The organism is Streptomyces sp. NPDC093111 (genome assembly GCF_040683955.1).
GTDB lineage: Bacteria > Actinomycetota > Actinomycetes > Streptomycetales > Streptomycetaceae > Streptomyces.
Genome location: NZ_JBFBNW010000002.1, coordinates 228740 through 252453, shown reverse-complemented (window position 1 = coordinate 252453; position 23714 = coordinate 228740). Strand labels below are relative to the sequence as shown.

Sequence of the window (23714 nt, the reverse complement as noted above, 5' to 3'; positions counted from 1 at the left end):
CGGCACCCCCTCCATACGGCGGGGTGCCGGCTCGGGCCGTACGGCACGGGACTACGGGCGCAGACCGTGCTCGCGGGTGGCGTCCTCGTCGACCGTCCGGTCGATGCGGGCGTCGAAGCGGGCCAGCGGCTTGGCCGCCTTCACGGCCGGGGCGTCGACACCGGCCCAGGCGAGGATGCGGGCGGTCGCGTTGGTCCGCTCGGCCTCGACCAGACCGGCCACGTTGGCACCGTGGTTGGCGCCCGGCGCGACGTACACGTAGCTGTCGCGCGCACCCTTGCCGAGGTGGAAGGGCTCGGAGCCCCACGGGTCGTTGCCGCCGTAGACGAACAGCATCTTGTTCGCGTTCTTGCGGACCCACTGGTCCACGTCCCGCATGACCCACGGCTTGAACTTCATCGGGATCTCGCGCGGCACGAAGTTGCGGGCGGGCTGGTAGCCGTAGCGGCTCAGACCGGCCAGGTGCGGCTGCTTGATGCTGGGCGAGCCGAGCTCGGTCGCCGCCTGGTAGTAGTACGGGGTGTACGTCTCCAGGCCCTGGTCGGTGTAGGCGGACCAGCCGGAGTAGGCGTCGATCGTCTCGTAGACGGTGTCGTCGCTCGCGGTCGCCGCGTCCGGGATCTGGTCGCAGACGTCCTGGCCGTAGTACTGCCAGAAGCCCCACACGAAGTCGAGGACGACGGCCTCGTAGGCCTTGTCGAGCGAGCCGATCGTGTTGAAGGTGGCGCCCTCGGACTTCGCCCAGGCCTCGTACTTCTTCTCCAGCGGCTCGCGGCGCACCAGCGCCTCGCGCTGCAGGTTGTTGAGGCGGTCGCGGCAGTCCTTGGTGCCGACCCGCTCGAAGAACCGGTCGTACGCCGAGTCCTCCCTGTCGACGACGTCGTTCGGGGCCACGTAGGCCACGACGCCGTCCATGTCACGCGGGTAGAAGCGCTCGTAGTAGGTGGCCGTCATGCCGCCCTTGGAGGCGCCGGTGGAGAGCCACTTCTTGCCGTAGACCGACTTCAGCGCACTGAAGATGCGGTGCTGGTCGCTGGCGGCCTGCCAGATGTCCAGCTTCGACCAGTCGGCGGGCTGCGGCCGGGACGGCGTGAAGAACCGGTACTCCATGGAGACCTGGTTGCCGTCGATGATCCGGGTCGGCTCGGCCCGGCTCGGGGTGGTGCTCAGCCCGTAACCGCTGGTGCGGAAGACGGTGGGGCGGTCCGTGTCCTTGTGCAGGACCGAGATCCGCTGCTGGAACGTGCCCGCCCAGGGGCGCCGGTGGTCGACCGGCTGCTCGTAGTTCAGGACGAAGAAGCGGTAGCCGGCGTACGGCTTCTCCTCGATCAGGCTCATCCCGGGTATCGCCAGGAGGCGGTCCTTGATGTCCGTGCTCTGCGCGTCGGCGACGGCGGTGCGGCCGGTCTCCGTGTCCGCGGCGGTGGCCACGCCCGTGGATCCGACGGTGCCTATGAGCACCGAAAGCGACACCAGCCATCTGAGCGACTTACGCATTCACCCTCCCCTTGGTTCACAACGGTGTCGTGAACCTAGCCGGGTCAACGTGCGGACCGCCAGACCTGGTTGGGCATTACATGCGGTTCAGCACAGGATCCAGCCGGTCGCGGTGGACCGGCCGTCGATGGTGGCGGCGGCCTGCACGCAGCGGTTGAGGGCGTACACCGTGACCGGCCCGGCCTGCCGGGTGAAGCGGCCCGAGTTCACCGCGGCCCGGCCGCCGCGCGGCCGGAGCGACACCGTCATGGTCCGCGGGCCGCCGGGCCGCTTCGCCACCGCGACGGCGCAGACGTACTGCCGGGTCCGGTAGAGGCGGAGCTCGCCGGTCGCGAACGCGACCGTACGGGTGGCGCGCCCGTGGCAGACGGAGGCGGCGTCCGCCGGACTGGCGGCGGGCCCGGCGAACACCAGGCCGCCGGTGGCGAGCAGCAGGGCGAGGACGTACCCGACGTACCTGGGAGGCGGGGACGGTCGCCCCCTCGTCCCGGTCTTCCGGACCCCACCGCGCATGCGCATCCCTTCCCCTGCTCCGGCCGTACGTGCATACGACGTGGCGGGCGCCCGTTCGGTTGCCTACGCGAAGGTGGTGACGACCATCAGGAGGAAGACCAGCTCGGCGACGACCTGGGTGCCGAGGGCGGCCCGGCGGACCCGCTCCCGGGACGCGGCGAGCGCCACGACCAGGGCGACGACGGCGAGACCGAGGCTTCCGGCGTACATCCAGCCGGGGTGGGAGCCGCACTCCTCGGCGTAGCCGACGCAACGGCCGGCCTGGTCCGAGCTGAGCGCGAGGATCCCGGCGAGCACGGTGGCGGGCACCAGCAGGCCGGCCGAGACCAGGGCCCAGACGCGGACGCGACGGCCGGGGGCGGGGACGGGAGCGGCGGGGACGGAGTTGCTCATACCCCGCATCACACCGCGTCCCGGGTGCGGGCGCATGGGCGCGGGTACTCATCTTGGGCCCCCGGAGGGGGGACCCAGCCCGGGGCGCGAGGCGCGGGTGGCGCGGGGGACGGCGGGGCCGGCGGTCGACCGGCGACCCGGCCCCCGCCGCCCCCGCCCCCGCGCCTACACCCGCTCCGGCTCGGCCTCGTCCGTGCCCTCGGCGGGCTCGGTGTCCTCGCCGATGAAGGTGCGCCACAGTGCGGCGTACACCCCGTCGAGGGCCAGCAGCTCCTCGTGGGTGCCGTCCTCGGCGACCCGGCCGTGGTCCATCACGATCACCCGGTCGGCGCGGGCCGCCGTGGTGAGCCGGTGGGCGACCACGAGGGTGGTCCGGCGGCCGGCCAGGCGGTCGGTGGCCGCGTTGACCTGCGCCTCGGTGGCGAGGTCCAGGGCGGCGGTGGCCTCGTCGAGGAGCAGCACGTCGGGGTCGACCAGCTCGGCGCGGGCCAGGGCGATCAGCTGGCGCTGGCCCGCCGACAGGTTGCGGCCACGCTCGGCGACCTCGTGGAGGTAGCCGCCGTCGAGCGTGGCGATCATGTCGTGGGCGCCGACCGCGCGGGCCGCCGCCTCCACCTGGGCGTCGGTGGCGTCCGGGCGGCCGTACGCGATGGCGTCGCGGACCGTTCCGGCGAACAGGTACGCCTCCTGCGGCACGACACCGAGCCGGTGCCGGTACGCGGTGAGGTCGAGCTCGCGCAGGTCGGTGCCGTCGGCGGTGACCCGGCCGCCCGTCGGGTCGTAGAAGCGGGCGACCAGTTTGACCAGCGTGGACTTGCCCGCGCCGGTCTCGCCGACGAAGGCGACCGTCTGGCCGGCCGGTATCCGCAGGTCGATGCCGGTGAGGGCCTCCTCCTCCGCCCCGTAGGCGAAGGACACGTCCTCGAAGGCGATCTCCCCGCGCAGCGACAGCACGTCGAGCGGGGCGGGCGCGGCGGCGGTGGAGGTCGGCTCCTGGAGCAGTTCCTGCATCCGCTTCAGCGAGACGGCGGCCTGCTGGTAGCCGTCGAAGACCTGGGAGAGCTGCTGCACGGGCGCGAAGAACAGGTCGATGTAGAGCAGGTAGGCGACCAGGGCGCCGGTGGTCAGGGACCCGGCCTCGATCCGGTTCGCCCCGACGATCAGGACGGCGGCGGCGGCCACCGAGGAGAGCAGGGTGACGAACGGGAAGTAGACCGAGATCAGCCACTGGCCGTGCACCCGGGCCTCGCGGTACTCCTCGCTGCGGGCCGCGAAGCGCTCGGCGCCGGCCCGCTCGCGCCGGAAGGCCTGCACGATCCGCAGCCCGGCGACCGACTCCTGGAGGTCGGCGTTGACCCCGCTGATCCGCTCGCGGGCCAGCTCGTACGCCTTCACGCTGGCGCGGCGGAAGTAGTAGGTGGCGACGGCGAGCACCGGCAGGGTCGCGAAGACGACCAGCGCGAGTTCGACGTCGAGGACGAGCAGGGCGCCCATGATGCCGAAGAAGGTGACGACGGAGACGAAGGCGGTGACCAGGCCGGTCTGGAGGAAGGTCGACAGGGCGTCGACGTCCGTGGTCATCCGGGTCATGATCCGGCCGGTGAGCTCGCGCTCGTAGTAGTCGAGGCCGAGCCGCTGGAGCTGGGCGAAGATCTTCAGCCGCAGCGCGTACAGGATCCGCTCGCCGGTGCGGCCGGTCATGCGGGTCTCGGCGGTCTGCGCGACCCACTGGACGAGGACGGTCAGCAGGGCGAGCGCGGAGGCCGCCCAGACGGCGCCGATGGCGAGCTCGTTGACGCCCTTGTCGATGCCGTGCCGGATGAGCACCGGCAGCAGCAGGCCGGCGCCCGCGTCGAGGGCGACCAGGCCGAGGCTGATCATCAGGGGCGCGCCGAAACCGCGCAGCAGGCGCCGCAGGCCGTACGACTCCTCGGGGGAGACGGCGCGGGCCTCGTCGATGTCGGGGGTGTCGGAGGCGGGCGGCAGGGCCTCGACGGCGGCCAGCAGCTCGGGGGTCGCGCCGGGGGCGGCGCTCTCCCGGTCGTCGGTCTCCTCGCGCACCCACAGGGTGGGCGTGATGCCCCGCTCGGCGTCGAACTCGGCGTCCAGCTCGGCCCGCAGCGTGCGGTCCTCCGGGACGGCGGCGGGCAGGGTGTGCCCGGGTGAGACGGCGCCCAGTTCGTCGGGGTCGGTGAGCAGGCGCCGGTAGAGCGCGGAGCGCTCCTCCAGCTCCTCGTGGGTGCCGATGTCGGCGAGCCGGCCCTCGTCGAGGACGGCGATCCGGTCGGCGAGGCCGAGGGTGGAGCGGCGGTGGGCGATGAGCAGGGTGGTGCGGCCCGCCATGACGGACCGCAGGGCCTCGTGGATCTCGTGCTCGACCTTGGCGTCGACGGCGGAGGTGGCGTCGTCGAGGAGGAGCAGCCGGGGGTCGGTGAGGATCGCGCGGGCCAGGGCGAGGCGCTGGCGCTGGCCGCCGGAGAGGGTGAGGCCGTGCTCGCCGACCTTGGTGTCGTAGCCCTTGGGCAGCTCGGCGATGAAACGGTCCGCCTGGGCGGCGCGGGCGGCCGTCTCGATCTGCTCCTGGGTGGCGTCGGGCGCGCCGTACGCGATGTTGGCGCGGACCGTGTCGGAGAACAGGAAGCTGTCCTCGGGGACCAGGCCGACGGCGGCGCGCAGCGAGTCGAGGGTGAGTTCGCGGACGTCGAGGCCGCCGACGAGGACGGCGCCGTGCGTCACGTCGTAGAAGCGGGGCAGCAGCAGCGAGACGGTGGACTTGCCGGAGCCGGAGGCGCCGACGACGGCGACGGTCTCGCCGGGCCGGATCTCCAGCGAGAAGCCCTCCAGGACGGGGCTGACCTTGCCGTTGGCGCCTTCGTACGCGAAGGAGACGTCGTCGAACTCGACGCTGGCGGGCGCGTCGGCCGGGAGCTCCTTGGTGCCGTCCCGCAGGCTCGGCTCGGTGTCGATGAGCTCCAGGACCCGCTCGACGCCGGCGCGGGCCTGCTGGCCGACGGTGAGCACCATGGCGAGCATGCGGACCGGGCCGACGAGCGAGGCGAGGTACGAGGAGAAGGCGACGAAGGTGCCGAGGGTGATCTGGCCCTTGTAGGCCAGCCAGCCGCCGAGGGCGAGCACGGCGACCTGGCCGAGGGCGGGGACGGCCTGGAGGGCGGGGGTGTACTTCGCGTTGAGCCGGACGGTGCGGAGCCGGCCGGCGAACAGCCTGCGTCCGGCCTCGCGGATCTTGCCGGTCTCCTGGTCCTCCTGCCCGAAGCCCTTCACGACCCGGACGCCGGTGACGGCCCCGTCGACGACGCCGGCGACCGTCGCGGCCTGCGCCTGCGCGTACCAGGTGGCGGGGTGGAGGCGGCTGCGGCTGCGGCGGGCTATCCACCACAGGGCGGGGGCGACGGCGAGGGCGACCAGGGTCAGGGGCAGCGAGAGCACCGCCATCACGGCGAGCGATATGAGGAACAGCAGGACGTTCCCGATGGTCATCGGGAGCATGAAGAGCAGGCCCTGGATGAGCTGGAGGTCGCTGGTGGCGCGGCCGACGACCTGCCCGGTGGACAGCTCGTCCTGGCGGCGCCCGTCGAGCCGGGTGATGGTCCCGAACATCTCGGTGCGCAGATCGTGCTGGACGTCGAGCGCGAGCCGGCCGCCGTAGTAGCGGCGCACGTAGGTGAGGCCGTAGACGACCACGGCCGAGGCGACGAGCAGACCGGTCCACAGGCCCAGGGATCCGGTCTTCGCGCCGATGACGTCGTCGATGACCACCTTGGTGATCAGGGGGACGAGCGCGAGCACGGCCATGCCGGCCAGGGAGGACCCCAGCGCGAGCACGACGTTCGCCTTGTACCGCCACGCGTACCCGGCGAGCCGGCGCGCCCAGCCCCGTTTCCCCGCCTGTTCCTGCCCCACCGCCGCCACGTGGCGCCTCCCGTCCGTGCTGGTCTACCGGAAGGGCCAACGCGGGCGACGTGCGATTTCATCCCGCCGCAACAAAGCGGGCGGGCCGGGCCGCCGCCCGCGACGGGGCCGCCTACAGGTGCGTCGGCTCGAACATGCGCAGCAGGGCCGGCAGGACCACCACGGAGGGCCCCGGCGTCCTCAGGGCCGCCGCGAGGTCCTCGGTGAGGGTGTCCGGGGAGGTCAGCGTGGCCGGGACGCCGAAGGATCCGGCGAGGGCGACGAAGTCCGGGCGGGCCAGCTCGGTCGCGGTGGCCTCGCCGAACGCGTCCGTCATGTACTCGCGCAGGATGCCGTAGCCGCCGTCGTCGACGATCAGCCAGGTGACGTCGAAGCCGTACTGCTTCGCGGTGGCCAGCTCCGCGATCGAGTACATCGCGCCGCCGTCGCCCGAGACCGCGAGCACCGGCCGGGTCGGGTCGGCGGCGGCGGCGCCGAGCGCCGCCGGGAAGCCGTAGCCGAGGCCGCCGGCGCCCTGGGCGGAGTGCATGGTGTTGGGGCGGCGGGCGTCGAAGGCGGACCAGGCCCAGTAGGCCAGGATCGTCATGTCCCAGAAGCTGGGCGCCGCGTCCGGCAGCGCCGCCCGGACGGCGTCCACGATGCGCCGCTCCAGGCCCAGGTCCTGGGCGTCGAGCCGGTCGCGGACCTTCGCGAGGACCGTGCGCACCCGCTCGGGCGCCGTCGGGTCGGGCCGCTCGGGCACCGTCTCCAGGAGGGCCTGGAGGGCGAGCCGGGCGTCGGCGTGGATGCCGAGGGCCGGGTGGTTGGACTCCAGCTTCCCGGGGTCGGCCTCGATCTGGATCACCCGGCCGCGCGGGGCGAAGGTGTGGTAGTTCGAGGACAGCTCGCCGAGGCCGGAGCCGACCACGAGGAGGACGTCGGCGTCCTCCAGGAAGTCGGTGGTGTGCCGGTCCTCCAGCCAGGACTGGAGCGACAGCGGGTGTTCCCAGGGGAAGGCGCCCTTGCCGCCGAAGGTGGTGACCACGGGGGCGTTCAGGCGCTCCGCGAGGGCGAGCAGTTTGCCGGAGGCGTCGGCGCGGACGACCCCGCCGCCCGCGATGACGGCGGGCCGCTCGGCCCGGGCCAGCAGGTCGGCCGCGACCGCCGTCAGCTCGGGGCGCGGGACGACCTCCTCGGGCGTGGCGTCCATCGCGGTGACGACCGGCAGGGTGGTCTCCGCGAGGAGGACGTCCTGCGGGATCTCCACCCACACCGGCCCGTGCGGGGCGGTGAGCGCCGACTCCCACGCGGCGGCGAGGGCGGACGGGATCTGGGACTGCGTGCGGACCGTGTGCACGGACTTCACGACGTCCCGGAAGGACGCCTGCTGGTCGCGCAGCTCGTGGAGGTAGCCGTGCCGGCCGCCGCCGAGCCCGGCCACCGGGACCTGGCTGCCGATGGCGAGCACCGGCGCGGAGGCGGCCGCCGCCTCCTGGAGGGCGGCGAGCGACATCAGGGCGCCGGGCCCGGTGGAGAGCAGCAGCGGGGCCGCCTCGCCGGTGACCCGCCCGTACGCGTCGGCGGCGAAGCCCGCGTTGTTCTCGACGCGCAGGCCGACGTAGCGCAGCGAGGAGCGGCGCAGGGCGTCGAACATGCCGAGGGCGTGCTGGCCGGGGAGGCCGAAGACGGTGGTGGCGCCGAGGCCGGCCAGGGTCTCGACGACGAGGTCGCCGCCGTTGCGGCCCTTGGGCGGGTTGAGGGCGGCCTCGGTCTGGGCGGCGGTGGGGCGCAGGACCAGGTCGTGGTCGTGGGTCATGGAGGTCCCTTGGCGTGGCTCGGTGGTCGGGTGCGGCCCGGTGGGCACAACCCGGCGACGGCGGCGGTCGGCGGCCCGGCGGGGGCGGCGGCCCGCCCCCGCCGACGGGGGCGGCTCCGGAGGTTACTGGGCGGTCCGGCTCGCGGCGATCTGGCGGGACATGATCGTGGTCAGCTCGTACGCCGTGTGGGAGGCGGCGACGGCGGTGATCTCGGCGTGGTCGTACGCGGGGGCGACCTCGACGACGTCGGCGGAGACCAGGTTGCAGGAGGACAGGCCGCGCAGGATCTCCAGGAGCTCGCGGGAGGTCATGCCGCCGGCCTCGGGGGTGCCGGTGCCGGGGGCGTGGGCCGGGTCGAGGCAGTCGATGTCGATGGAGATGTACAGCGGGCGGTCGCCGATGCGCTGGCGGAGCTGGTCGGCGACCTCGTCGGCGCCGCGGCGGTAGATGTCCGCCGAGGTGACGATGCCGAAGCCCATCTTCTCGTCGTCGGTGAGGTCCTGCTTGCCGTACAGCGGGCCGCGGGTGCCGACGTGGGAGAGGGCGGAGGTGTCGAGGATGCCCTCCTCGACGGCCCGGCGGAACGGGGTGCCGTGGGTGTACTCGGCGCCGAAGTAGGTGTCCCAGGTGTCGAGGTGGGCGTCGAAGTGGAGCAGGGCGACGGGGCCGTGCTTCTTGGCGACCGAGCGCAGCAGCGGCAGCGCGACGGTGTGGTCGCCGCCCAGGGTCATCATGCGGGCGCCGGTGGCGAGCAGGTCGTCGGCGGCGGCCTCGATGGTCTCGACGGCCTCGTTGATGTTGAACGGGTTGGCCGCGATGTCACCGGCGTCGGCGACCTGGGCCAGCGCGAACGGGGAGGCGTCCTGCGCCGGGTTGTAGGGGCGCAGCAGGCGGGAGGCCTCGCGGATGGCGTTGCCGCCGAAGCGGGCGCCGGGGCGGTAGGAGACGCCGCTGTCGAAGGGGATGCCGACCACGGCGACGTCGGTGGTGCCGACCTCGTCGAGCCGCGGCAGCCGGGCGAACGTCGCGGGACCGGCGTACCGCGGGATGCGGGACGAGTCGGTCGGGCCGCGGAAGGCGTTCTGGTCGCTGCTGCTCATGGTCGGGTCCTCCTGGGGTGTATCGGTGGTTCCGGGCGGCCCCGGGTCTCGGGGCCGCCCGGACGTCTGCGGTGCGGCCGCCGTCAGGCGGTCGCGGGTGCCGGGACCGAGGGGTCGGGCTCGGCGGGGGTGTCCTGGCCCGCCAGCCGGGCGCGCCAGTTCGCGAGCACGGCGGCGTCCGTCGGGCGGGTCGCCAGGGAAACGATCACATAGACAGCGAACGAGGCCAACAAACCATAGTAAACAGGCTCATTTGCCAAGATTCCGTAAGTCCACATCAGGCCGATCACGGCCAGGCCGCCGACGCCGACCGCGGCGAGCGCGCCCTGGGCGGTGCCGCGGCGCCAGAGGAGCCCGCCGAGGATCGGCACGAGCAGCCCGGCGACCAGCAGGTTGTAGGCGACGGTGAGGGCCTGGACGACGTCGTTGAGGGCGATGGCGATGCCGATGACGGCGACGCCCATGATCAGGATGAAGAACCGGTTCCCCTTCACCTCGTCGTGCTCACCCTCGTCCTTCCTCGCCACGGCGCCGCGCAGACGTGACCAGATGTCGTTGTTGGCGACGGTGGCGCAGGCGATGAGGGCGCCGGAGGAGGTGGACATCACGGCGGCGAGCGCGGCGGCGAGGACCAGGCCCCGCACGCCCATCGGCAGCTCGTCCTTGACGATGGTGGCGAAGGCGTCGTCGGCGCTGGGCAGCGTGGGGTACATGACCTTGGCGGCGGTGCCGATGACGGCGCCGGCCAGCGCGTACACCAGACAGTAGGTGCCGGCGACGGTGCCGCCCCACTTGGCGACCTTGTCGGTGCGGGCGGTGAAGACCCGCTGCCAGATGTCCTGGCCGATCAGCATGCCGAAGGTGTAGATCAGCACGTAGGTGAAGATCGTCTCGCCGCCGATACCGAGGGGCTCGAAGTACGAGGTGGGCAGCGCGGCCTTCATCTCGGCGAAGCCGCCCGCCTTGACGACGGCGATCGGCAGCAGCAGGAGCAGCACGCCGATGGTCTTCACGACGAACTGCACCATGTCGGTGATGGTGATGGACCACATGCCGCCGAGCGTCGAGTAGGCGACGACGATGGTGCCGCCGAGGACGATCGCGAGCGTGCGGGGCAGATCGAAGAGAACGTCGAAGATGGTCGCGTAGGCGATGGTCGAGGTAACGGCGAGCATCAACGTGTAAGCCCACATCACCACACCCGAGATCACACCCGCCCTGCCGCCGTAACGCAGGTCGAGCATCTCGGAGACGGTGTAGACCTTCAGGCGCGCGATCCGCGCGGAGAAGAACACGGACAGGGCGAGCAGCCCGAGCCCGATGGTGAAGACCATCCAGGCGCCGGAGAGCCCGTACTTGTAGCCGAGGCCGACGCCACCGATGGTGGAGGCGCCGCCGAGGACGATCGCGGCCATGGTGCCGGAGTACATCCAGGGCCCGAGGCGACGGCCCGCGACCAGGAACTCGCTCTTGGACTTGGCGCGGCGCATGCCCCACCAGCCCATCGCGAGCATGCCGGCCAGATACAGGACGATCACTGTGTAGTCGACGGCCATGCGGGCCCTCCTTCGTTCACCTCGGTGGCGTGTCGTGCAGGGGAAGTGACCGGAGGCTGGTCGCGGGGACATCCGCCCGTACCCGCGGCCTCCGGATGGCACGACAGTAGGTGGCCGGAATGCGACGCTGAAGTGTACGTTTCCTCCACTGCTCACCCGGCGGATGTACGAAGGGTCCACTCCCATGCCCGCACCGGAGCCCGCCTCCACCCCGCCCGCGCCGCCCGTCCCGCTGGCCGCGCTGCTCGCCCGCACCGAACTCGGCCTGCGGCTGCTCGCGGGCCCCCGGGACGTCTCGCTGCACTGGGTGCACACCTCCGAGATGGCCGACCCGTACCCGTACCTGCTGGGCGGCGAGCTGCTCATGACGGCGGGCGTGCAGCTGACGGACCCCGCCCACTACGTGGCGCGGGTCGTGGCGGCGGGGGCGGCGGCGCTCGGCTTCGGCGTGACACCGGTGTACGACACGGTGCCGGCGGCGCTCGTCGAGGCATGCGAGCGGCACGGCCTGCCGCTGCTCGAAGTGCCGCCGCGGACCCCGTTCACCGCGGTCGCGCGGGCCCTGTGGCGTCTGATGGCGGAGGCCCGGCTGCACGAGCTGCGCCGGGTGAGCGAGGCCCAGCAGTCGCTAGCCGCGGCCGCCGCCCGGCCGGCCCCGGTCCCGGCGGTGCTGGGCGCGCTCGCCGCGCGGCTCGGCGGGCGGGCGGTGCTCTTCGGGCCGGACGGTACGGAACCGACGGCGGCCGGCCGCGCGATCCCGGCCGAGGCGGCCCGGGCGCTCACGGAGCTGGCCGGTGTGCTGGGTCCCCGCCCCGGCGGCCCGGCCACGGCGAGCGGCGACGGGGGCGGGCTGCGCCTCGCGGCGTACGCGCTGGGCGGCGGCGAGGGCCTGACCCTGGGCGTGGCGACGGAGACCCGCGAACCGGGCGACCACACCATCGCGGGCGTCGCGGTCGTCCTCCTCTCCCTCCTCACGGCCCCGCACCGGGCGGCCGACGTGACGCCCCGCGACACGGCCCTGGTCCGCCTGCTCCTGGGCGCCTCCCCGGCGGACGCGCTCGGCCCGGGCCCCTGGACTGTGGTCCACGCGCGGGGCGGCGACGGCACCCCGTTCGCGGCGGCGAGCCTGGCCGCCGCCCTGGGCACGGCCCTGCTGGACCCGGGCACCGCACCCGACGACGGCGGGGAGGGGTCCGGGGGCGGAGCGGGGGTAGGGGTGTCCGGACGTGGCGGCGCCCGTAACGAGCGCAGCGAAGTGAAGGTCGCAGTCCGGACACCCCTACCCCCGCGGAGCCCCCGGACCCCGCCGGACCACGCGACCCCCGTCCGCCTGGTCCTCCCCACCTCCACCCCCCTCACCGCCCAGCCCGGCTGGACCCTGGGCGCCAGCGCCCCCGCCGAGCCCGACGCCCTCGCCGCCGCCGACGCCCAGGCGGCCCGCGCCCTGCGCCGGGCGGAAGCCACCAGGACCCCCCTGGTCCGCCACCGGGCGTCCGGCCTGGCCGGACTGGTCGACGAGGACGAGGCCGCCGCGTACGCCCGCGAACTGCTCGCCCCGCTCACCGAGCCCCTCGCCGAGACCCTGCGCACCTGGCTGTCGCTGCACGGCAGCTGGGACCGGACGGCGGCGGCGACGGACATCCACCGCAACACGGTCCGCCAGCGGATCGCCCGCTGCGCGACCCTGCTCGGCAGGGACCTGGACGATCCAGACGTACGGATGGAGCTGTGGTTCGCGCTCAGGTGAGCCCGGGGTTCACCAGAGCTTGTTGACGGCCGTCGTGGTCGTCTTCCGGAAGGCGGCCAGCGGGGCATCCTTCAGGTCGCCCATCTGCCCCCACCGGACGAAGGTGACCGTCCTGCCGTCACGCCCCACCGCGAACAGGTGGATGTCGGTGTTGCCGACCTGCGGGTCGGCGGTGTCGAGGCTGTACACCCAGGCGCCCTCCTCGACGCCGAGCTTGCCGTGGAAGGCGCTGACGGCCTTCAGGCCGGGGTTCTGCCGCTCAAGCAGCGGCCCGCAACCCGCGAGCGAGGAACGGAGGGTGTCGACGAGCTTCACGGCGTCGGCCTCGGTGCGGGCGACGGTGGTGATCTGGACGCCGTTGGTGTCGAGCTCGGTGCGGAACTCGCGGTAGCGGCTGTTCTGCGCCGGGATCTTGTACGGGGCGCAGAGGGCGCCGCCGTTCTCCGGGACGCCGGTGAAGACCTGGGTGGCGGTCCACGGCGTCGACGAGGCCGGCATCTGGGCGGCGGCGAGGAAAGCGGGCTGGGCGGCGGCCTGCGCCGGGGCCGAGGCGAGGGCCGCGAGGCCCAGGGCGGCAGCGAGTGCGGTACGGAACTTGTTCATGCTGGTGGGTCCCCCGTCGGGTCGTTCGTTCGGCGTTTCGTTCGATGCTCCACCAGCGTCGACCAGCCACTCCCCACCCCACAACGGCGCCGGCCCAGTCCCCCGTCCCGGAACCATTCCACCCCCGCTGACGTGCAAGAACGTGAGGGGTGGGACGAGGAGCCGAGGGGGATGGGATGCCGAAGGACGCCGCCGTCGAGGAGTTCGCGCGGCTCGTGCGCGCGCTGAAGGCGCGGGACGGCAGGAGCTACGAGGCGCTGGGCCGCCGCCTGAGCGTCAGCGCTTCCACCCTCCACCGCTACTGCTCGGGCGCGACGGTCCCGGAGGAGTTCGCCGTGGTCGACCGCCTCGCCGTGCTGTGCGGAGCGGACGAGCAGGAACGGCGGACCCTGGAACGGGCATGGACCCACGCGGACACCACCCGCCGCCCACCGACCCCCGAGCCTGAGCCGACCCCCGAGCCCGAGCCGACCCCCGAGCCCACCCCCGCCCCCACCCTCCCGTCCGAGCGGCGGAGGCGCCGATGGGGCCGGGCGGGCGTGATCGCCGGGACGCTGGCGGTCGCCGTGACGGTGACCCTCGGAGCCGTACTCCTGCCCGGAAGGACCAGGGAGCGGCCCGCCGAACCCCCGGCGCCGCTGACGTGGACGGCCGCCTCGCACCTCTGGAAGAACGGGTGCGGGCACACCTATCTCGTGGAGCGGACGCCTCCTCCCCCGCCGGAGGCGGCCGACGCGCGGGGCTGGGCGGCGGCGCGGCGGGCGGTGGACGGCGGGGAGACGCTGGTGCGGGTGTCGGTGCAGGGCAAGGGCGCGGCGGCGGTGGTGCTCCAGGCGCTGCACGTGCGGGTGGTGGAGCGGGGCGCGGCGCTGCCGTGGGCGGCGTACCGGATGGACGGGGGCTGCGGCGGGGCGGTCACGCCACGCCTCCTCACGATCGACCTGGACCGGCCGCGACCGGTGGCGCGGCCGGTGGCCGGCTACGACGCGTCCGGGCAGGAGGGCAGGACGATCCCGGCGGTCTCCTTCCCGTACGCGGTCAGCGCCACGGAGCCGGAGGAGCTGCTGGTCTCGGCGGGGGCGGCGGCCTGCGACTGCCGCTGGTACCTGGAGCTGGAGTGGAGCTCGGAGGGCCGCCGGGGCACGGTCCGGATCGGGGACGAGAACGGGCGCCCCTTCCGGACCAGCGGAACGAAGGGACGGCTCCACGTGTACGACTCCACGGCCCGGGCCTGGATCACAGACCCAGAGTCTGGACAGGCCGGGTGACCGCTGGGTAACTTCGAGGGAGACAGACTGAGCAAGCGCTTAGACAGCTGGCCGCCCGCACACCGGAGGAGACGCACCGTGCGCCGTACCGTATTCAACGAGGACCACGAGGCGTTCCGGGAGACCATCCGCGCCTTCATCGAGGCCGAGGTCGTCCCGGTCTACGACGAGTGGTTCCAGGCCGGCCAGGCACCCCGCGACTTCTACGACAAGCTGGGCGAGCTCGGCATCTTCGGCATCAACGTGCCCGAGGAGTTCGGCGGCGCCGGCCTGGACACCCACAAGTTCGAGGCCGTCCTCTACGAGGAGACCTCCCGCGCCGGCGTGCAGTTCGGCGGCTCCGGCGTGCACGTGCTGCTCGCCCTCCCGTACATCAAGATGCTCTCCACCGACGAGCAGAAGAAGCGCTACCTGCCGAAGTTCGTCACCGGCGAGGAGATGTGGGCGCTCGCCATGACCGAGCCGGGCACCGGCTCCGACGTCGCGGGCATGAAGACCACCGCCAAGCTCTCCGAGGACGGCACCCACTACGTCCTCAACGGCGCCAAGACCTTCATCACCGGCGGCGTCCACGCCGACCGCGTGATCGTCTGCGCCCGCACCTCCGCCCCGTCGGCCGAGGACCGCCGCTTCGGTATCTCCCTCTTCGCCGTCGACACCAAGTCCGAGGGCTACTCCATCGGCCGCAAGCTGGACAAGCTGGGCCTGCGCACCTCCGACACCGCCGAGCTGGCCTTCGTCGACGTGAAGGTCCCGGTCGAGGACCTGCTCGGCGAGGAGGGCAAGGGCTTCTACTACCTCGGCCACAACCTGGCCTCCGAGCGCTGGGGCATCGCCTTCGGCGCCTACGCCCAGGCCAAGGCCGCGGTCCGCTTCGCGCAGCAGTACGTCACGGACCGCACGGTCTTCGGCAAGACGGTGGCCTCCTTCCAGAACACCAAGTTCGAGCTGGCCGCCTGCCAGGCCGAGGTCGACGCCGCCGAGGCCGTCGCCGACCGCGCCCTGGAGGCCCTGGACGCGGGCGAGCTGTCCCCCGCCGAGGCCGCCAGCGCCAAGCTGTTCTGCACCGAGGTCGCGCACCGCGTCATCGACCGCTGCCTCCAGCTGCACGGCGGCTACGGCTACATGAACGAGTACCCGATCGCCCGCCTGTACGCCGACAACCGCGTCAACCGCATCTACGGCGGCACCAGCGAGATCATGAAGTCGATCATCGCCAAGTCGATGGGCCTGTAAGTGCCCGAAGCGCACACGGCACTGGATGACCTGCTCGATCTGCTCGACCTGGAGCGGATCGAGCGGGACATCTTCCGGGGCGAGTCCCGCCCCTCCATCGTCCCCCGCGTCTTCGGCGGCCAGGTGGCCGCCCAGGCGCTGGTGGCGGCCGGGCGCACGGTCCCCGAGGACCGTCTCGCCCACTCGCTCCACGCGTACTTCCTGCGCGCCGGTGACCCGGGCGCCCCGATCGTCTACACGGTCGACCGCATCCGCGACGGGCGCTCCTTCACCACCCGCCGGGTGGTGGCCGTCCAGCACGGGCAGCCGATCTTCCACCTCTCCGCGTCGTTCCAGACGTACGAGGAGGGCCTGGACCACCAGGCGGACATGCCGCCCGCCCCGGACCCGGAGTCCCTGCCGACCCCGGCCGAGATGCTCCCCCGCCACCTCCCCCGTGAGGTCGCGGACCGCCTCGTCGAGGCCCGCGCCGCCGTGGACCTCCGCTACGCCGAGGTCCCCCCGTGGGGCACCGTGGGACAGCCGCGCGAGCCCCGGTCCCAGGTCTGGTTCCGCACCAACGGCAAACTCGCGGACGACCCCCTCCTCCACATCGCCCTGGCGACCTACGTCTCGGACATGACGCTCCTGGACTCGATCCTCCTGGCCCACGGCCGGGGCGGCTGGGCGGTGGGCGACGTGGTCGGGGCGTCGCTGGACCACGCCATGTGGTTCCACCGCCCCTTCCGGGCCGACGAGTGGCTCCTGTACGACCAGGAGTCGCCGACCGCCTCGGGCGGACGCGGCCTCGGCCAGGCACGGATCTTCACCCAGGACGGCCGGCTGGCGATCTCGGTCATCCAGGAGGGTGTCGTACGCGTCCCGCGCCGATGACCGGACATACCGTCCGATCATGGCGGAGAACGGCGAGAGCACCTTCACAGTGATCGTGGCGGCGATGGCCAACCTGGGCATCGCCGCCGCCAAGGCCGTGGCGGGCGTGATCAGCGGATCCAGCGCGATGCTCTCGGAGGCCGCCCACTCCTTCGCCGACACGGTCACCGAGTTCATGCTGCTCACGGCCCTCAAGCGCAGCGAGAAGCCGGCCGACGAGGACCACCCCCTGGGCTACGCGAACGAGCGCTACGTCTGGGCGATGCTGGCCGCGGTGGCCACCTTCGTGGGCGGCGCGGTCTTCTCCCTCTACGACGGCATCCACACCCTCGTGGAGGGCGAGGAACTGGGCGACCCGCTGATCTCGTACATCGTCCTGGGCGTCGCCTTCCTCCTGGAGGGCTTCAGCCTCCGCACGGCCGTCAAGCAGGTCCGCGCCGAGGCGGACCGCATGAAGGCCCCCTTCAGCCGCTACCTCCGCCTGACCCCCGACACCACGGTCAAAGCGGTGGTGATGGAGGACTCGGCGGCCCTGGCGGGCCTGATGCTGGCGGCCGGCGGCCTGCTGGGCGTCGAGATCACCGGGGACAGCGTCTGGGACGGGGTGGCGTCGATCCTCATCGGCCTCCTCCTCGTCTACGTGGCCTGGGTCCTGGGCCGCTCCAACGCGGAGCTCCTCATCGGCCGCCCGCTCCCCCACAGCATGCGGCAGGCCGTCCGCGAGGAACTCCTCGCCCTGGACCACGTGGTCGGCGTCCTGGACCTGACGACGCTGATCCAGGGCCCGGACGAGGTGATGGTGGCGGCGAAGGTCGACTTCAGGGACATGTCGACGGCGGCACAGGTCGAACAGGCCTGCGAAACGGCAGAAGCCCGCCTCCGCACCCGCTTCCCGGCCATCCGCCGCGTCTACCTGGACCCGACCCCGGGCCGCGCCCGGCAGGCGGACGCGAGGGGGCCGGAGCCGGAGCGGGGGTAGGGGTGTCCGGACGTGGCGGCGCCCGTAACGAGCGAAGCGAAGTGAAGGTCGCAGTCCGGACACCCCTACCCCCGCGGAGGTTCCGGCCCCCGTGGAACGACGGGTCAGCCGCCCAACCCGGCCGCGTCCAGCAGATACGCCGTCAACGGCTCGTAGAACCGGGGATCCACCACGTGGTCGTCCAGCGGCACGGTGACCTGCATGGTCCCCTCCGCCTCCGCGAGGAACAGCGCCGGGTCGTTGCAGTCCGCGTACCCCACCGAGTCGACGCCCCGCTGGGCCGCCCGCCCCGCCCACCCGTGGTCGGCGACGACGAGATCGGGCGCGGCCTCGCCGGCCGCCGCCAGCCCGTCCAGGATGGCGTTCATGGGCTCCGGGGAGTGCGTGTGCCACAGGCTGGCGCCCCGCTCGAAGACGGCGACGTCGGCGAACTGCACGACGTACCCCTCGTCGGCGGTCAGCCCGCCGGGGATCCGCACGATGTCGCAGCCCCGGGCCCGCAGCGCGGCGGCGACCCGGCTGTGCGCGTCGATCAGCGCGCCGGGGTGCCCGGTGGCGAACAGCACCCGCTCCTTGCCGGCGGCGGCCTTGGCGAGCCGGGCCGCCATGCGGTCCAGGGCGCCGACGGTCAGCTCGGGGTCGATGGTGTCCTGCCCGGCCCGGTGCGCGGGGTCGTCGACGACCCCGCACCGCTCGGCCATGACCGCGAGCACGTCCTGCTCGTCGGTCCACCGGTCGCCGAACTCCAGGCCGAACCAGTAGTGCCGGTCGCCGTTGGCCAGCCGGCGGTAGTGCGCGAGGTTGTTGTCGCGCGGGGTGGCGACGTCACCCGCGATACGGGTCCGGACGAGGTGCTCGACGAGGGCGGGGCGGCTGAGTATCGGCATGGGGGCCATTCTGCCCGTTGGGTCCGGACCCCGGAGGCGGACCCCGGCGGTGTCGCCCCGGGGCTCAGCCCCCGGTCGACCCCAGTGCCCCGAAGGCCCCGTGGGCCAGGCTGCGCAGCAGGTTCTCCATGCCGGTCCGCCCCAGCGGCGCCCCCAGGTGCGGGGTCGAGTTGAGGAGGCCGAAGACGGCGTGGACGGAGGCGCGGGCCTCGGGTTCGGCGGCGGCGGGGTACAGGTCGCGGACGACGGTGACCCACAGTTCGACGTATTGGCGCTGGAGCTGCCGGACCCGCTTGCGGTCCTCGTCCTTGAGCCGGTCGAGCTCGCGGTCGTGGAGGGTGATGAGCGGCCGGTCGTCGAGGGCGAAGTCGATGTGCCCGTCGATGAGGGAGCCGAGCAGGACGCGCGGGTCGCCGTCGGCCTCGGCGACCCGTAGCCGGCCGCCGTCGAGGAGCCGTTCGCTGATGCCGACGAGCAGTTCGGCGAGCATCGCGTCCTTGCCGGGGAAGTGGCGGTAGAGCCCGGGCCCGCTGATGCCGACGGCGGCCCCTATCTCGTCCACCCCCACCCCGTGGAAGCCGCGCTCGGCGAAGAGGCGGGCGGCTTCCTTGAGGATCTGCTGGCGTCGCGTCGGGGCGTCGGTCCGTCCGGTCGGAGTCGGCGTCGTGGTCATGGATTCGATTCTAGACAACCCCGTTAGCGGTCGTTAACCTGAAGCCCATACGTTAACGCTCATTAACCGAGTGGACGAGTGAACCGAGCAAGGGAGCTCGACGGATGCAGCAGGCACCTGTGCTGACGAGCGCGGCGGACCCCGCCTCGCCGGCCTGGCAGGCCAACGAGGCGGCCCACCACGAGCTGGCCGCGACCCTCCGCGCCAAGCTGGCCGCCGCCGCGCTCGGCGGCGGGGAGAAGTCCCGCGCCCGGCACGTCGCGCGCGGCAAGCTGCTGCCACGGGACCGCGTGGACACGCTGCTCGACCCGGGCTCGCCGTTCCTGGAGCTGGCCCCGCTCGCGGCGAACGGGATGTACGGCGACCAGGCCCCCGCGGCCGGCGTGATCGCGGGCATCGGCCGGGTGAGCGGCCGGGAGTGCGTGATCGTCGCCAACGACGCGACCGTCAAGGGCGGCACGTACTACCCGATGACGGTGAAGAAGCACCTGCGGGCGCAGGAGGTGGCGCTGGAGAATCGTCTCCCCTGCCTCTACCTGGTCGACTCGGGCGGCGCCTTCCTGCCGATGCAGGACGAGGTCTTCCCGGACCGCGAGCACTTCGGGCGGATCTTCTACAACCAGGCCCGGATGTCGGGCGCGGGCATCCCGCAGATCGCGGCGGTCATGGGCTCGTGCACGGCCGGCGGGGCGTACGTCCCGGCGATGAGCGACGAGGCCGTGATCGTCCGGAACCAGGGCACGATCTTCCTCGGCGGCCCCCCGCTGGTGAAGGCGGCGACCGGCGAGGTCGTGACGGCGGAGGAGCTGGGCGGCGGCGAGACGCACTCGCGGATCTCCGGCGTCACCGACCACCTGGCGGAGGACGACGCGCACGCGCTGCGGATCGTCCGGAACATCGTCGCGACCCTCCCCGAGCGCGGCCCGCTGCCCTGGTCGGTGGAGCCGGCCGAGGAGCCGAAGGTCGACCCGGCGGGGCTGTACGGGGCGGTGCCGGTCGACTCGCGGACGCCGTACGACGTGCGCGAGGTGATCGCCCGGGTCGTGGACGCCTCCCGCTTCCAGGAGTTCAAGGCGGAGTACGGGCAGACGCTGATCACCGGCTTCGCCCGGATCCACGGGCACCCGGTCGGCATCGTCGCCAACAACGGCATCCTGTTCGCCGAGTCCGCCCAGAAGGGCGCGCACTTCATCGAGCTGTGCGACCAGCGCGGGATCCCGCTGGTCTTCCTGCAGAACATCACCGGCTTCATGGTCGGCAAGGCGTACGAGCACGGCGGCATCGCCAAGCACGGCGCCAAGATGGTGACGGCGGTGGCGACCACCCGGGTGCCGAAGCTGACGGTGGTCGTCGGCGGATCCTTCGGCGCGGGCAACTACTCGATGTGCGGCCGGGCGTACTCGCCGCGCTTCCTGTGGATGTGGCCGAACGCCAAGATCTCCGTGATGGGCGGCGAGCAGGCCGCGTCCGTCCTGGCGACGGTCAAGCGCGACCAGCTCGGCGACGCGTGGAGCGCGGACGAGGAAGAGGCGTTCAAGGCCCCCATCCGCGAGCAGTACGAGACGCAGGGCAGCGCCTACTACGCGAGCGCCCGGCTCTGGGACGACGGGGTCATCGACCCCATGGAGACCCGGCAGGTCCTCGGCCTCGCCCTGACCGCCTGTGCCAACGCGCCCCTGGGTGACCCCCAGTTCGGCGTCTTCCGGATGTGAGGGGCCCCCAGGAGATGCAGCACATGTTCGACACCGTCCTCGTGGCCAACCGGGGCGAGATCGCCGTCCGCGTCATCCGCACCCTGCGGGAGATGGGCGTCCGCTCGGTGGCCGTGTACAGCGACGCGGACGCCGACGCCCGGCACGTACGGGAGGCGGACACGGCGGTACGGATCGGTCCGCCGCCGGCCGCCGAGTCGTACCTGTCCGTGCCGGCGCTGCTCGACGCCGCCCGGCGCACCGGCGCGCAGGCCGTGCACCCCGGCTACGGATTCCTCGCGGAGAACGCCGGGTTCGCGCAGGCGTGCGCGGACGCGGGCCTGGTCTTCATCGGCCCGTCCGCCTCGGCGATCTCCCTGATGGGCGACAAGATCCGGGCGAAGGAGACCGTGAAGGCGGCGGGCGTCCCGGTGGTGCCGGGCGCCGCCGACCCCGACATCGTCGAGGCCGCCCGCGAGCTGGGCGCGCCCGTGCTGCTGAAGCCGAGCGCGGGCGGCGGCGGCAAGGGCATGCGGCTGGTGCGGGACCTGACGGTCCTGGAGGAGGAGATCGCGGCGGCGCGGCGCGAGGCCCGGTCCTCGTTCGGCGACGACACGCTCCTCGTGGAGCGCTGGATCGACCGGCCGCGGCACATCGAGATCCAGGTCCTCGCGGACGCGCACGGAAACGTCGTGCACCTGGGCGAGCGCGAGTGCTCGCTCCAGCGGCGCCACCAGAAGATCATCGAGGAGGCACCTTCGGTCCTCCTCACCCCGGAGCTGCGGGCGTCGATGGGCGCGGCGGCGGTCGAGGCGGCGCGCTCCTGCGGGTACGTGGGCGCGGGCACGGTCGAGTTCATCGTGCCGGGCGGCGACCCGTCCGCGTACTGCTTCATGGAGATGAACACCCGCCTCCAGGTCGAGCACCCGGTGACCGAGCTGATCACCGGCCTGGACCTGGTGGAGTGGCAGCTGCGGGTCGCGGCGGGCGAGCCGCTGGGCTTCGCGCAGGAGGACGTGCGCCTGGACGGCTGGGCGATCGAGGCGCGGATCTGCGCCGAGGACCCGGCCCGCGGCTTCCTGCCCTCGGGCGGCACGGTCCTGGCGCTGCACGAGCCGCAGGGCGGAGGGGCGCGTACGGACTCGGGGCTGAGCGAGGGCTCGGAGGTCTCGTCCCTGTACGACCCGATGCTGTCGAAGGTCATCGTGCACGCGCCGGACCGTCCGACGGCCCTGCGCCGGCTCCGCGCGGCCCTCGCGCAGACGGTTACCCTCGGCGTCCCCACCAACGCGGGCTTCCTGCGCCGCCTCCTCGCCCACCCGGACGTGGTCGCGGGCGACCTGGACACGGGTCTGGTGGAGCGGGACGCGGAGTCGCTGGTCGACGCGACGGTCCCGGCCGAGGTGTACGCGGCGGCGGCGCTGCTGCGGCACTTCCCGGACGCCGGGCCCGCCGGGGGCTGGGTCGATCCGTTCGGCGTCGTCGACGGCTGGCGTCTGGGCGGCAGCCCGGCCTGGACCCCGCACCACTTCCGCGTCCCCGGCCACGAGCCGGTGAGCGTGGGCGTCCGCGGCACGGCCGCGAGCGCCGAGCTGCTGCTCGGCGGCGACTCCCCCGCCCCCGGCAGGGTCTCGGGACGGGACGGGGTGGGGGAGCTCGTCGTGTACCTCGACGGCGTCACCCACCGGTTCACCCTGGCCGACTCGCCGGACGGCCGCTGGCTCGGCCGCGACGGCGACTCCTGGCACGTCCTGGACCACGACCCCGTCGCCGCCGCGCTCGCCGGCGCCCGGCACGCCGGGGCCGACACGCTGGCCGCGCCGATGCCCGGCACCGTGACGGTCGTGAAGGTGGCCGTCGGGGACGAGGTGGAGGCCGGGCAGAGCCTGCTGGTCGTCGAGGCGATGAAGATGGAGCACGTCATCTCCGCCCCGCACGCCGGCACCGTCACCGAGCTGGACGTCACCCCCGGCACGACCGTCGCCATGGACCAGGTCCTGGCCGTCGTCGCCCCGCGCGAGGAGAAGGAGGAGGCATGAGCGGTCTGCCGATGACCGTGTCCGATCCGGCGCTCCCGGCGCGGGTCAGGATCCACGAGGTGGGGCCCCGGGACGGGCTGCAGAACGAGAAGACGGTCGTGCCGACCGCCGTGAAGGCCGAGTTCGTGCGGCGGCTGGCGGCGGCGGGTCTGTCGACCGTCGAGGCGACCAGTTTCGTGCACCCCAAGTGGGTCCCCCAACTGGCGGACGCCGAGGAGCTGTTCCCCCTGGTCGCCGGTCTCCCGGCGCGGCTGCCGGTGCTGGTGCCGAACGAGCGCGGCCTGGACCGGGCGCTCGCGCTGGGCGCCCGGCACGTCGCCGTGTTCGCCTCGGCCACCGAGTCCTTCGCCAAGGCCAACCTGAACCGGACCGTGGACGAGGCCCTCGCCATGTTCGAGCCGGTGGTGACCCGGGCGATAGAGCAGGGCCTGACGATCCGCGGCTATCTGTCGATGTGCTTCGGCGACCCGTGGGAGGGCGCCGTGCCGATCGAGCAGGTCGTCCGGGTCACCAAGGCGCTCGCCGACATGGGCTGCGACGAGCTGAGCCTCGGCGACACGATCGGCGTGGCCACCCCGGGGCACGTCCAGGCGCTGCTGTCGGCGCTGAACGAGGCCGGGGTGCCCACCTCCCGTATCGCCGTGCACTTCCACGACACCTACGGGCAGGCCCTGTCCAACACGCTCGCCGCGCTCCGGCACGGCGTGACCACGGTCGACGCCTCCGCGGGCGGCCTCGGCGGCTGCCCGTACGCGAAGAGCGCGACCGGCAACCTGGCCACCGAGGACCTCGTGTGGATGCTCGACGGCCTCGGCATCGAGACCGGGGTCGACCTGGCCGCCCTCACCGCCACCAGCGGGTGGATGGCCGAACAACTGGGCCGGCCGAGCCCGTCCCGTACCGTCCGCGCGCTCTCCCACAAGGAGTCCTGAG

18 protein-coding genes are annotated in these 23714 nt (G+C 73.3%); 8 read left to right on the top strand and 10 right to left on the bottom strand.

Annotation, left to right across the window (positions count from 1 at the left end; genetic code table 11):
• Nucleotides 1-51 precede the first annotated feature (51 nt).
• The 7 genes from AB0Q96_RS03620 to AB0Q96_RS03590 all read right to left on the bottom strand — a co-directional run bounded on the left by AB0Q96_RS03620 (nt 52) and on the right by AB0Q96_RS03590 (nt 10785).
• Nucleotides 52-1497 (bottom strand): aminopeptidase, encoded by a 1446-nt coding sequence (locus tag AB0Q96_RS03620; protein ID WP_365321371.1) that lies wholly within the window; start codon nt 1495-1497, stop codon nt 52-54.
• Nucleotides 1498-1584: 87 nt separating this feature from the next.
• Complete coding sequence (locus AB0Q96_RS03615) at nt 1585-2010, bottom strand: hypothetical protein (protein ID WP_365321370.1); 426 nt, start codon at nt 2008-2010, stop codon at nt 1585-1587.
• 63 nt (nt 2011-2073) lie between these two features.
• Nucleotides 2074-2403 carry a hypothetical protein gene (locus AB0Q96_RS03610; RefSeq protein ID WP_365321369.1) on the bottom strand — a complete coding sequence of 110 codons (330 nt, stop codon included), beginning with the start codon at nt 2401-2403 and terminating at the stop codon, nt 2074-2076.
• Nucleotides 2404-2568: 165 nt separating this feature from the next.
• Complete coding sequence (locus AB0Q96_RS03605) at nt 2569-6333, bottom strand: ABC transporter ATP-binding protein (protein WP_365321368.1); 3765 nt, start codon at nt 6331-6333, stop codon at nt 2569-2571.
• 112 nt (nt 6334-6445) lie between these two features.
• Complete coding sequence (locus tag AB0Q96_RS03600; protein WP_365321367.1) at nt 6446-8128, bottom strand: thiamine pyrophosphate-binding protein; 1683 nt, start codon at nt 8126-8128, stop codon at nt 6446-6448.
• A gap of 123 nt (nt 8129-8251) precedes the next feature.
• Nucleotides 8252-9229, bottom strand: a complete 978-nt coding sequence (speB, locus tag AB0Q96_RS03595) for an agmatinase (protein WP_365321366.1) — start codon at nt 9227-9229, stop codon at nt 8252-8254.
• An 83-nt stretch (nt 9230-9312) separates the two neighbouring features.
• The gene (locus AB0Q96_RS03590) at nt 9313-10785 is read right to left on the bottom strand and encodes a sodium:solute symporter (protein ID WP_365321365.1); all 1473 of its coding nucleotides are present in this window, start codon (nt 10783-10785) and stop codon (nt 9313-9315) included.
• Nucleotides 10786-10948: 163 nt separating this feature from the next.
• Here AB0Q96_RS03590 and AB0Q96_RS03585 point away from each other — a divergent pair, with 163 nt between their 5' ends.
• A complete protein-coding gene (locus AB0Q96_RS03585) occupies nt 10949-12532 on the top strand; it encodes a PucR family transcriptional regulator ligand-binding domain-containing protein (RefSeq protein ID WP_365321364.1) in 1584 nt (527 codons plus the stop codon).
• 9 nt (nt 12533-12541) lie between these two features.
• On the opposite strand, the gene AB0Q96_RS03580 is transcribed toward AB0Q96_RS03585, so the two are convergent.
• Complete coding sequence (locus AB0Q96_RS03580; protein WP_365321363.1) at nt 12542-13135, bottom strand: hypothetical protein; 594 nt, start codon at nt 13133-13135, stop codon at nt 12542-12544.
• 176 nt (nt 13136-13311) lie between these two features.
• Here AB0Q96_RS03580 and AB0Q96_RS03575 point away from each other — a divergent pair, with 176 nt between their 5' ends.
• The 4 genes from AB0Q96_RS03575 (at nt 13312) to AB0Q96_RS03560 (ending at nt 17491) form a co-directional block, all read left to right on the top strand.
• On the top strand, nt 13312-14403 hold the full coding sequence (locus AB0Q96_RS03575; protein WP_365321362.1) for a helix-turn-helix transcriptional regulator: 1092 nt from the start codon (nt 13312-13314) through the stop codon (nt 14401-14403).
• A gap of 78 nt (nt 14404-14481) precedes the next feature.
• Complete coding sequence (locus AB0Q96_RS03570; RefSeq protein WP_365321361.1) at nt 14482-15639, top strand: acyl-CoA dehydrogenase family protein; 1158 nt, start codon at nt 14482-14484, stop codon at nt 15637-15639.
• On the top strand, nt 15640-16512 hold the full coding sequence (locus AB0Q96_RS03565) for an acyl-CoA thioesterase II (RefSeq protein ID WP_365321360.1): 873 nt from the start codon (nt 15640-15642) through the stop codon (nt 16510-16512). It abuts the gene before it with no gap.
• Nucleotides 16513-16531: 19 nt separating this feature from the next.
• Nucleotides 16532-17491: a cation diffusion facilitator family transporter gene (locus AB0Q96_RS03560; RefSeq protein ID WP_365321359.1), complete on the top strand. Its 960-nt coding sequence runs from the start codon at nt 16532-16534 to the stop codon at nt 17489-17491.
• 104 nt (nt 17492-17595) lie between these two features.
• Here AB0Q96_RS03560 and AB0Q96_RS03555 read toward each other — a convergent pair whose 3' ends face one another.
• Together AB0Q96_RS03555 and AB0Q96_RS03550 are read right to left on the bottom strand one after the other, a co-directional pair.
• Nucleotides 17596-18378, bottom strand: a complete 783-nt coding sequence (locus AB0Q96_RS03555) for a phosphatase (protein ID WP_365321358.1) — start codon at nt 18376-18378, stop codon at nt 17596-17598.
• Nucleotides 18379-18442: 64 nt separating this feature from the next.
• Nucleotides 18443-19051, bottom strand: a complete 609-nt coding sequence (locus AB0Q96_RS03550; RefSeq protein ID WP_365321357.1) for a TetR/AcrR family transcriptional regulator — start codon at nt 19049-19051, stop codon at nt 18443-18445.
• Nucleotides 19052-19155: 104 nt separating this feature from the next.
• Here AB0Q96_RS03550 and AB0Q96_RS03545 point away from each other — a divergent pair, with 104 nt between their 5' ends.
• The 3 genes from AB0Q96_RS03545 to AB0Q96_RS03535 are packed head-to-tail and all read left to right on the top strand — an operon-like array spanning nt 19156 to nt 23713.
• Entirely contained in the window at nt 19156-20763 is a 1608-nt protein-coding gene (locus AB0Q96_RS03545; RefSeq protein ID WP_365321356.1) for a carboxyl transferase domain-containing protein, read from the top strand.
• A 23-nt stretch (nt 20764-20786) separates the two neighbouring features.
• On the top strand, nt 20787-22781 hold the full coding sequence (locus tag AB0Q96_RS03540; RefSeq protein WP_365321355.1) for an acetyl/propionyl/methylcrotonyl-CoA carboxylase subunit alpha: 1995 nt from the start codon (nt 20787-20789) through the stop codon (nt 22779-22781).
• A complete protein-coding gene (locus AB0Q96_RS03535; protein WP_365321354.1) occupies nt 22778-23713 on the top strand; it encodes a hydroxymethylglutaryl-CoA lyase in 936 nt (311 codons plus the stop codon). The genes AB0Q96_RS03540 and AB0Q96_RS03535 overlap by 4 nt, the downstream gene beginning before the upstream one ends.
• The last annotated feature ends 1 nt before the right edge of the window (nt 23714 follow it).